12 protein-coding genes and 1 pseudogene are annotated in these 9,284 nt (G+C 65.1%); 7 read left to right on the forward strand and 6 right to left on the reverse strand.

The window, feature by feature from the left end; genetic code table 11:
- Positions 1-1,272 (reverse strand): sensor histidine kinase (locus EOA38_RS18305; RefSeq protein WP_145965992.1); only part of this gene is annotated, 1,272 nt, incomplete at its 3' end.
- A 5-nt stretch (positions 1,273-1,277) separates the two neighbouring features.
- Positions 1,278-1,946, reverse strand: a complete 669-nt coding sequence (locus tag EOA38_RS18310) for a response regulator (RefSeq protein ID WP_127299870.1) — start codon at positions 1,944-1,946, stop codon at positions 1,278-1,280.
- 481 nt (positions 1,947-2,427) lie between these two features.
- Here EOA38_RS18310 and EOA38_RS18315 point away from each other — a divergent pair, with 481 nt between their 5' ends.
- The 4 genes from EOA38_RS18315 to EOA38_RS18330 all read left to right on the forward strand — a co-directional run bounded on the left by EOA38_RS18315 (position 2,428) and on the right by EOA38_RS18330 (position 3,869).
- Complete coding sequence (locus EOA38_RS18315) at positions 2,428-2,673, forward strand: DUF680 domain-containing protein (RefSeq protein WP_127299871.1); 246 nt, start codon at positions 2,428-2,430, stop codon at positions 2,671-2,673.
- A 56-nt stretch (positions 2,674-2,729) separates the two neighbouring features.
- A complete protein-coding gene (locus tag EOA38_RS18320; RefSeq protein ID WP_126095450.1) occupies positions 2,730-2,936 on the forward strand; it encodes a DUF680 domain-containing protein in 207 nt (68 codons plus the stop codon).
- Between the two features lie 386 nt (positions 2,937-3,322).
- Positions 3,323-3,568, forward strand: a complete 246-nt coding sequence (locus EOA38_RS18325; RefSeq protein ID WP_127299872.1) for a DUF680 domain-containing protein — start codon at positions 3,323-3,325, stop codon at positions 3,566-3,568.
- 58 nt (positions 3,569-3,626) lie between these two features.
- Complete coding sequence (locus tag EOA38_RS18330) at positions 3,627-3,869, forward strand: DUF680 domain-containing protein (protein WP_126095448.1); 243 nt, start codon at positions 3,627-3,629, stop codon at positions 3,867-3,869.
- A gap of 328 nt (positions 3,870-4,197) precedes the next feature.
- Here the strand turns inward: EOA38_RS18330 and EOA38_RS18340 are convergent, their stop codons facing one another.
- The 4 genes from EOA38_RS18340 to purM are packed head-to-tail and all read right to left on the reverse strand — an operon-like array spanning position 4,198 to position 6,835.
- Positions 4,198-4,707 carry a histidine phosphatase family protein gene (locus EOA38_RS18340; RefSeq protein ID WP_127299873.1) on the reverse strand — a complete coding sequence of 170 codons (510 nt, stop codon included), beginning with the start codon at positions 4,705-4,707 and terminating at the stop codon, positions 4,198-4,200.
- 9 nt (positions 4,708-4,716) lie between these two features.
- Entirely contained in the window at positions 4,717-5,037 is a 321-nt protein-coding gene (locus EOA38_RS18345) for a hypothetical protein (protein ID WP_127299874.1), read from the reverse strand.
- Positions 5,038-5,051: 14 nt separating this feature from the next.
- Complete coding sequence (gene purN, locus EOA38_RS18350; protein ID WP_126095445.1) at positions 5,052-5,759, reverse strand: phosphoribosylglycinamide formyltransferase; 708 nt, start codon at positions 5,757-5,759, stop codon at positions 5,052-5,054.
- Positions 5,756-6,835 (reverse strand): phosphoribosylformylglycinamidine cyclo-ligase, encoded by a 1,080-nt coding sequence (purM, locus tag EOA38_RS18355; protein ID WP_126095444.1) that lies wholly within the window; start codon positions 6,833-6,835, stop codon positions 5,756-5,758. The genes purN and purM overlap by 4 nt, the downstream gene beginning before the upstream one ends.
- A gap of 363 nt (positions 6,836-7,198) precedes the next feature.
- Between purM and EOA38_RS18365 the strand changes: the two genes are divergently transcribed.
- The 3 genes and pseudogenes from EOA38_RS18365 to EOA38_RS18375 all read left to right on the forward strand — a co-directional run.
- Positions 7,199-7,756, forward strand: a complete 558-nt coding sequence (locus EOA38_RS18365) for a CDP-alcohol phosphatidyltransferase family protein (protein WP_127299875.1) — start codon at positions 7,199-7,201, stop codon at positions 7,754-7,756.
- Complete coding sequence (locus tag EOA38_RS18370; RefSeq protein WP_126095442.1) at positions 7,728-8,906, forward strand: AI-2E family transporter; 1,179 nt, start codon at positions 7,728-7,730, stop codon at positions 8,904-8,906. The genes EOA38_RS18365 and EOA38_RS18370 overlap by 29 nt, the downstream gene beginning before the upstream one ends.
- A gap of 1 nt (position 8,907) precedes the next feature.
- A pseudogene (locus EOA38_RS18375) lies at positions 8,908-9,284 on the forward strand (hypothetical protein); the annotation flags it as partial.

Genomic DNA, 9,284 nt, shown 5'->3' on the forward strand with positions numbered 1-9,284 from the left:
GACCACCTCGCGCACGATGGCGAGCCCGAGCCCGCTGCCTTCCTCGTTCGTGCCGACAATACGGTAAAAGCGTTCGAAGACGTGTTCCCGCTCTTCCGGCGGAATGCCGGGGCCGGCATCGGTGACGGTGAGCTGCGCCTCGCTATCGACGGCGGCGATCTTCACCGTGACGCTGCCACCGGGCTTGGAGTATCGCAGGGCATTATCGACGAGGTTCACGATCATCTCGCGCAGCATCGTGCCGTCGCCGATCACCGGAACAGGCCCGGTTTCCTCGAGGCCGAGATCGATGTTGCGTTCGATTGCCCTCGGCGCATGCGTTTCCAGCACCTGGCGGCAGGCTTCGGTGAGGTCGATGCGGTCGGCGCGCGGCCGCCGGCTGCCGGGCTCCGCGCGCGACAGTGTGAGCAGCTGTTCGGCGAGCCGCGCCAGCCGGCCGGAGCTGGCCTGCAGGGCGACAAGCGCTTCCTGGCGCTTATCGGCGGCAGTTTCGCGCAGCGCGTAGCTTGCCTGTGTCGACAGCAGCGCCAAAGGTGTGCGCAGTTGGTGCGCGGCATTGGCAATGAAGCGGCGCTGCGCCGCCATCTGCGCCCGCACGCGCGCCATATAGGCATTGAGCGCGTCGATCAGCGGCCTGATCTCGCTTTGCGCGCCGGGAACCTCGACCGGGTCGAGCTCGCTGCGGCTTGGCGAACGCACGGCATCGCGGAGCCGGATCAGCGGCGCAAGGCCGCGGTGCAGGCCAAGCAGCACGAACACGCCGGCGATCGCTACCAGGGCCAACTGCTGGGCGAAGGCGCTGAGCCACAGACGCTTCACCATCGCGTCATGCCCGGCAAGCGTGACGCCCACCGTGACCTTGATCGGTGAATCCGCGCCGGCGCCGATCACCGCCTGGCTGAGGGTCAGGAGGCGGAGCCGGCGATCGCGGTAGGAAGCTTCGATGCTGCCGCGTTGCGACGCCTGGGGCAGGTCGGGATAACCGGTGAGCAGGCGTCCGCCGGCGGTCTCGACGTGATAGTAGACGCTGTCGCGGTCGCCTGTATCGAACATCTCGAGCGCCGCCGGCGGGATGGTGGCAAAGAGCACGCCGTCGTCCATCGCCACCTGCTCGGCGATCGCTCGGGCCGATCCGAGCAGCATGCGATCGGTGACCAGATCGGCGGTAGCAAGCGCATTGCCATGGCTGGTCCACAGATTGACGGTGGCGAGCCCGGCCAGCGGCAGCACGACCCAGGCCAGCAATTGCAGGCGGAGGCTGTTAATCCGCATCGCAACTAGTCTTCATGGCGCAGCAGGTAGCCGAGGCCGCGCAAGGTGGCGATCTGGACGCGCGATCCTTCCAGCTTCTTGCGCAGCCGATGCACATAGATCTCGATGGCGCTGGGGTCGGCGTCGGTTTCGAAGTCGTAGATCGCCGCCGAGAGTGCCGCCTTGCTCACCGTGCGTCCGGCCTTGACCACCAACTGCTCCAGCACCGCATGCTCGCGCGGCGTCAGCGCCAGCGTCTCGCCGCCGAGCGCAAACAGTCTGGTGTTGGTATCGAAGACGAGATCGCCGCAGGAGATGATTGGTGCTGTCCGGTCGTTGGCGCGGCGCAACTGCACGCGAATGCGCGCTTCCAACTCCTCGATCTGGAAGGGCTTTGCCAGATAGTCGTCGGCGCCTTCGTTGAGGCCCTTGACCCGGCCGTCGAGGCTGGCATTGGCGGTGAGCACGATCACCGGCACCGGGTTGCCGCGCGCTCTCAGCCGCTTCAGCACCTCCATCCCGCCCATGCGCGGCAGCGCGAGGTCGAGAATGATGAGCGCATGGTCGCCAGCCGCCAGCGCATGCTCGACATCCTCGCCGTCATGGACGACATCGACGACATAGCTCGCCTGGCGCAGCGTCTTGCTCAGCCAATCGGCTAATTCGCGATTGTCCTCGACAAGCAGGAGCCGCATCTCTGTCGTTGTCCACTCCAGGGACGGCACCGGCCCCGGCGAGCGCGCGGCGGCGTCCGAATTCGATCCTCGAAGCAACCGATAATATCGATCCGCCTACAAGGCAAACTCCGGCTCCTCCGCAGTCACGACCGCGTCACGGCGGCTGTTGAGCCGACTCATTGGTTGAATCAGGGATAAAACCGAACCGTTCGGTTCAATTTATGTTGACGGTTCGTGTAGTCGAGTTGAACGCTGGCCGGCTGATCCGTGGGGCTATATCGCGCAGTCCTTTCTGCAAGCCATTGATATTGCGTAAGAAGAATGTGGCAACTGCGCTGCTCACGCAAATTCAAGGTCGAACCGAACGGTTCGGTTCACAAATTTTCGTGATTGGAAATGGCAACAGGACCGACCCATTTCGGTGTTGTCCGAGCGACGCGATTTTCCACCAAGGCACGCCACTAGACGGACAGGACTTTTGAAATCTGGAGTACCCAAAATGAACAAGATTGCTCTTTCCGCTGCGGCTCTTCTCGTTGCCACGGGCAGCGCCTTCGCCGGCAGCGATCATTACGGTTCGGACAACGTCAACCAGCCGGCCGTCACCCAGTCGGTCACGCCCCAGTCCGGCGACAACATCGACCGCAGCATCACCGGCTCGATCCGCAAGTTCGAACAGCGCGATCTCAAGATCACGCCCGATCAGAACCAGCGGGAATCCGGCCAAGGCATCTGGGGCCGCTAAACCGGCGTCCGTCCCGAACCAACCAAGCATCAACATTCAAATCTGGAGTACCTAAAATGACCAAGATCGCTCTTACCGCGGCCGCCCTTCTCGTTGCCACCGGTGCCGCTTTCGCCGGCTCCGACAACTACGGCTCGGCCAACGCCAACCAGCCGGCCGCTTCGGTCGACACCTCGTACACCGCTTCGGTCAAGAAGTCGGATGCGAATGTCCAGAAGCCGCTGACCCAGGGCGCCGACCGCGACCTGTTCGGCAACCGCTAACCGGTTCCGATCTTCGATAGACCTCAAAGCGGCGGGCTTGTCCCGCCGCTCTGTTTTTGTAGCGCCGGCTATCCGTTGGGCCGGCTTTTGCGTGCGTTCGACCGAGCATTCATCACGAAGCGGTGATGCCTGTAGGGACGAGGGTTCGCCCCACCGCTTTTTTCGGAGCCGGCTATAGGGCGGCCTGAATCAGCCGGGCGGAAGCTCCTTCTAATCCATCGTTCGAGATGAGCTTTTTCGGGTGAGCTCACGGCCGCGGTGGCGAAACGACCAGCGAAGAAGAGATTTCGCCCGGGAATAAATCCGGGTCGTTCCGGGTCTTTGTCGGCAGCGGGGCCATCCTCCCAAGGCGCCGCCGATGAAACGACAGGACAAGGAACACTGAGATGACCAGGATCGCATTCGTCGCGGCCGCCATGCTCGTCGCTGCCATGGGCAGCGCCTCTGCCGGCAGCGACCATTACGGCTCCGACGGAGCCAACCAGCAGACCGCTGGCGCCGATCATATGATGATCAGTTCGATCCGCGTGCGGGACGTGGCGCATCACCAGGCTTCGGTGGCGACCGGCTCCGGCGAGACGGTCGCCGACATGATCGCCCAGCACAATGGCGACGGCCTGTGGGGCAAGTGACTGCACTCGACCCTTCCTCGAAAACTCCCATCCAAACGCAACGACAGGAACTTTTGAAATGACCAGGATCGCACTCACCACCGCCGCCTTGCTTCTCGCCATGGGCTCTGCCTTCGCGGGCAGCGACCACTACGGCGCCGACAGCGCCAACCAGCCGACTGCCGGCGTCGACCGCGGGCTCACCGCCTCGATCCGCAAGCACGAGGCAGCCAAGCCGGCCAATGTCGACACCTCGATGACGACCGGGCAGCCGCCATCTCAGGCCTGGCCTGACCCGGGCCAGGGCATCTGGGGCAATTGAAGCGGCCAATCTCCCCCCTTGAGGGGGAGATGTCGCCAAAGGCGACAGAGGGGGTCGCCGCGCGTGGAGCGCCGGCGCTTTCCGTGGCGAGAAACAAAGCTGGCGCTCTACGCGAGACGACCCCCTCTGGCCTGCCGGCCATCTCCCCCGCAAGGGGGGAGATCGGATGCGCGCCCGCTTTCGCCAACCGCCGACGTTGCAGGAACAGCGCCATCGACGAAGCTGCTAATCTCCCCCCTTGAGGGGGAGATGTCGCCAAAGGCGACAGAGGGGGGTGCTGTCCCGCCGACCTGCCTGACGATACGTCCGGCCGCCTATAAACGCGCGCCTACCCCAAATCCTTAGGCCTGATGAAATCCGCCAGCCGGGCGCCACCAAATTCGAGGTTCGCCCAATCCTCGTCCACCGTGAGCCGAGCCAGCGCTGCCGTGGGGAACTTCGCTTCGATCTTTGTGAACACATCGGAGTCCGATCCTGCGCCGGCGAGCCGCAGCACGAAGTTCTGCAGGCCGGGGTTGTGGCCGATCACGATCAGGCTGGTCGCCTTGGCCTGGCGCACGCGCGCCAGGATGGCGGCCGGGGCCGCCTCGTAGAGCTCTTCCGCGAATTCCGCCGGCACATGCTCCGGCAATTCGCCGGCGACCAGCCGCCAGGTGTCGCGGGTGCGCAGCGCCGGCGAGACCAGCGCCAGATCCGGCAGCCAGCCGCGACGGACAAGTTCTTTCCCCATCAGCGGCGCCGTCTTCAGCCCGCGCGGGGCAAGAGGGCGGTCGAAGTCGGCGAGCTTGGGATCGTCCCGGCTCGACTTGGCGTGGCGCAGCACGAGGAGCTGTCTCATCGGCATTGCTCAGGACCAGGGAATCTTAGCGTTGAAATCCTTGCCATACCTACCACCGTATCTCGTCCCCGTCGCGGCATCAAAAGCGGCTGTCAGCACGCCAAAGACGACGAGGCCGACACGCTGCTCGCTACGGTCCCATTTGACGGCAATGTCAGCCTCGGCGATCGACCAGGCTCCTGATCGAATGTGGATTGCGCCGACAACCGGCCCAGCGGTTTCGCATAGGTAGAAATATGCGGTGGCGTTTTGCGGTCCGTCGACGTCTTCGTACTCGGATACGCCAGCAAGATCGCCGTTTGTTCGGACCGCGCTGTCGAAGATAGCCACGGCTTCCAAGGTCTCTAAGGCGTGATCCGCGCCAGTTGCTCGAGGTCCGTTTCCTCGCGCAGCGGGTCCGGCGCCATCACCACCGAGGTGGCGTTGTCGGCGTCGTCGGCGAAATGGGCAAGCACGGTGTGGCCCTTTTCCATGCGCGCCTTGCCCTCGGCGACCAGCCCCAGCGCCAGCGGATAGAGCCGATGCTCGACCTTCAGCACCCGCGCCGCGAGCGTGTCCTCGTTGTCGCCGACCATCACCGGCACCGCGGCCTGGGCGATGATCGGGCCGTCGTCCATTTCGGGCGTGACGAAATGCACCGAGCAGCCATGGATGCGCACGCCGGCGCGCAATGCCCGCGCATGCGTGTCCAGCCCCTTGAACGCAGGCAAAAGGGCAGGGTGGATGTTGACCATGCGCCCCACCCATTTTTCCACGAGGCCACGGCCGAGAATGCGCATATAGCCGGCCAAAGCCACGATCTCGGCGCCGAAGCCGGTGAGCGCGGCATCGAGCGCGGCGTCATAGGCGTCCTTGCTTGGATGGTCGGCGCGCTGGATGACCTTGGTGGCGATACCGCGCGACTGGGCGATGCCGAGGCCGGCCGCGTTCGCGCGGTCGGAGATGACGCCGACGATCTCGGCCGGATAGGCAGGGTCGCTGGCGGCAGCGATCAGCGCCGTCATGTTGGAGCCGCGCCCCGAGATCAGGACGACCGTGCGCTTCCTGCTCATAGGCCGATCGAGCCCCGATAGATGACGCCGGCGTCGCGGCGCGGCACGATGCGGCCGATCGGCGTCACCGTCTCGCCCGTCTCCTGCAGCACTGCCGCGACCTGCGCCGCCTGGCCGGAGGCGACGGCGAGGATCATCCCGATACCGCAGTTGAAGGTGCGCATCATCTCTTCCGGCGCGACGCCGCCGGTCCTGGCGAGCCACGAGAACACCGGAGGCACCTCGATCGCCTCGAGGTCGAGCTCGGCGGAAAAATCCTTGGGCAGCACGCGCGGAATGTTTTCCGGAAAGCCGCCACCGGTGATGTGGGCGAGCGCCTTGATGCCATGCGTGTTGCGGATCGCCTTCAGGATCGATTTGACATAGATGCGCGTCGGTTCGAGCAGCGCTTCGGCGAGGCTCAACTCGTCGTTGAACGGCGCCGGATCGCTCCAGGCAAGACCGCTCGCGGCAACGATGCGGCGCACCAGCGAGAAGCCGTTGGAGTGCAGGCCGGAGGAGGCAAGGCCGAGCAGCACGTCGCCCTCGACGATGTCGTCGGTCGGAAGCAACTGGCCGCGCTCGGCCGCGCCCACGGCAAAGCCGGCGAGGTCGTAATCCTTGTCGTGATACATGCCGGGCATCTCGGCGGTCTCGCCGCCGATCAGCGCGCAGCCGGCCAGCCGGCAGCCCTGCGCGATGCCGCCGACAATGGCCGCGCCCTGGTCGGGGTCGAGCTTGCCGGTGGCGAAATAGTCGAGGAAGAACAGCGGCTCGGCGCCCTGCACGACGATGTCGTTGACGCACATGGCGACGAGGTCGATGCCGATCGTGTCGTGCTTGCCGGAATCGATGGCGATCTTGAGCTTGGTGCCGACGCCGTCATTGGCGGCGACCAGAACCGGATCGCTGAAACCGGCGGCCTTGAGGTCGAAAAGCCCGCCGAAGCCGCCGATCTCGCCGTCGGCGCCCGGCCGGCGCGTCGCGCGCACCAGCGGCTTGATCTTCTCGACCATCAAATTGCCGGCATCGATATCGACGCCCGCCTCGGCATAGGTGAGCCCGTTGTTGCGCTTGCCCGTGTCGCGCTTGGTCATGTCTGGCTCGTCGCTGTTTCCACTGCGGGCTCATCGCATGAATGGTTTCGAGGAGCAAGGATGACGCGCGGGTAGGCAAATTTTGCCCCCGAAAAAAGCGGAAATGTTGGCGGGACAGCACCCCCCTCTGGCCCGCCGGCCATCTCTCCCTCAAGGGGGGAGATTGGATGTCACTTCCGCCTTCGCCAATCGCCGACGTTGCAGGAATGGGTGCGGCGCCGAAATTGCTGATCTCCCCCCTTGAGGGGGAGATGCCCGGTAGGGCAGAGGGGGGTGCCTCGCGCAGACCTTTGTCGCTCCTCCCTTGCGCCCGCCCGCCGTCTCCATCATCTATTTCCAAAACACGCCACGACGGGACATCACGTGACCATACCCAACATGATCACGATCATGCGCCTCCTGCTGGTGCCCGCCGTGGTGCTGGCGATGCTCAGTGCGCGCTGGGACTGGGCTTTCGTCGGCTTCCTCGTCGCCGGCGTTTCCGATGGCGTCGACGGCTTAATCGCCCGCCGTTACAGGCAGTTCTCGCGCCTCGGCGCCTATCTCGATCCGATGGCCGACAAGCTTCTGCTGGTCTCGGTCTTCGTGGTCATGGGTTATGCCGGGGAACTGCCGCTGTGGCTGGTGGTGACCATGGTTTCTCGTGACGCGCTGATCGTCTGCGCGGTGCTTCTGTCCAGCGTGATGGCGCATCCCGTCGAGATGAAGCCGCTCTTCGTGTCCAAGGTGAACACCGCCGTGCAGATCGCGCTGGCGGCGCTGGTGCTGGGGGAGCTTGCCTTTTCCATTCATCTCGATCCGCTCCGGCCCGCGCTCATATTGCTGTCCGGGGTCTTGACCGTGGCTTCGGCCGCAGCCTATCTCGTGGCTTGGCTGAGGCATATGAGCGGTTATGGCGAAGGCTCCACGACGGGCGACTGACAGCGAAGCCGCGGACGTTGCGGCAGGAACAGCACTTCGCCGCCAGATTTTCTTCTGGCTCGGCACGGCCGTCTTTCTGGCGCTCTTCCTCTATGTGTTCAGCGGCATCCTGCTCCCCTTTGTCGCCGGCATGGCGCTTGCCTATTTCCTCGATCCGGTCGCCGATCGGCTGCAGCGGCTGGGTCTCTCCCGGTTGATGGCGACGGTGGTGATCCTCATCGCCTTCATCGTCGTCGTCGTGCTCGCCTTCGTCATCCTGGTGCCGGTGCTGGCGACGCAGATGGCCGATTTCGCCCGCAAGCTGCCGGAATATTTGACCCGCCTGCAGTCGCTGATCACCAGTTTCGATCCGAGATGGCTGGAGCAGCGCTTCGGCGTCAACGCCGGCAGCCTGCGCGACGGGCTGAACTCGCTGCTCACCTCCGGCTTCAGCCTTCTCACCACCGTCTTCACCTCGATCTGGAGCTCGGGCGTGGCGCTGGTCTCCGTGGTCAGCCTCTTCGTCGTGACCCCGGTCGTCGCCTTCTACATGCTGCTCGACTGGGACCGCATGGTCGCCGTGGTCGACGGCTGGGTGCCGCGCGATTATGTCGAGACGGTCAGAGCGCTCGCCCGCGACATCAACACCGCCACCGCCGGTTTCGTGCGCGGGCAGGGCACGCTCTGCCTGGTGCTCGGCGCCATGTATGCCACCGGCCTGACGTTCACCGGGCTGAACTTCGCCATCCTCATAGGCTTCTTCTCGGGGCTGATTTCCTTCATCCCCTATGTCGGCTCGTTGACCGGCCTGGTCCTTGCCGTGGGCGTCGCCTTCGTCCAGTTCTGGCCGAACTGGGAAATGGTGCTGTTGGTGGCCTGCGTGTTCTTCGTCGGTCAGTTCATCGAAGGCAACATCCTGCAGCCCAGGCTGGTCGGCAAAAGCGTCGGCCTGCATCCGGTGTGGCTGATGTTCGCACTGTTCGCCTTCGGCGCGCTGTTCGGCTTCGTCGGCCTGCTGATCGCGGTGCCGGCTTCAGCGGCGATCGCGGTGCTGGTGCGCTTCGCGATTTCCCGCTATCTCGAATCGCCCCTCTACAAGGGCCATGCCGCCGAGCCCGTGCCGCCGCTCCCCGCGGATCGCGGCGGCGGCCACCGTTCCCCGCGTGGCTGAGATGGCTGGTGAGCGCACCGATCCGCCGCGCCAGCTGCCGCTCGACCTCGGCCACGGCACCGGCTATTCGCGCGACGAGCTCGTCGTCTCCGGCACGAACGCCGAGGCTGCGGCGCTCGTCGACCGATGGCCGGACTGGCCCTCGCCGGTGGTTGTGCTGGCCGGCCCTCCGGGTTCCGGCAAGACGCATCTTGCCCATATCTGGCAAACGCAGGCGCACGCCGTTGCCATCGATCCCGGCAGGATCGGCGAGCACATCGGCGGGCTTGGCGCCAGGCCCGCGCTCATCGACGACATCGACAAAGGCCCGATCGACGAACAGGGTCTGTTCCACCTGATCAACACGGCGCGCGGTGAGCAAAAGCGTGGAGCCGGCGC

The organism is Mesorhizobium sp. M1E.F.Ca.ET.041.01.1.1 (genome assembly GCF_003997355.1).
Lineage (GTDB): Bacteria > Pseudomonadota > Alphaproteobacteria > Rhizobiales > Rhizobiaceae > Mesorhizobium.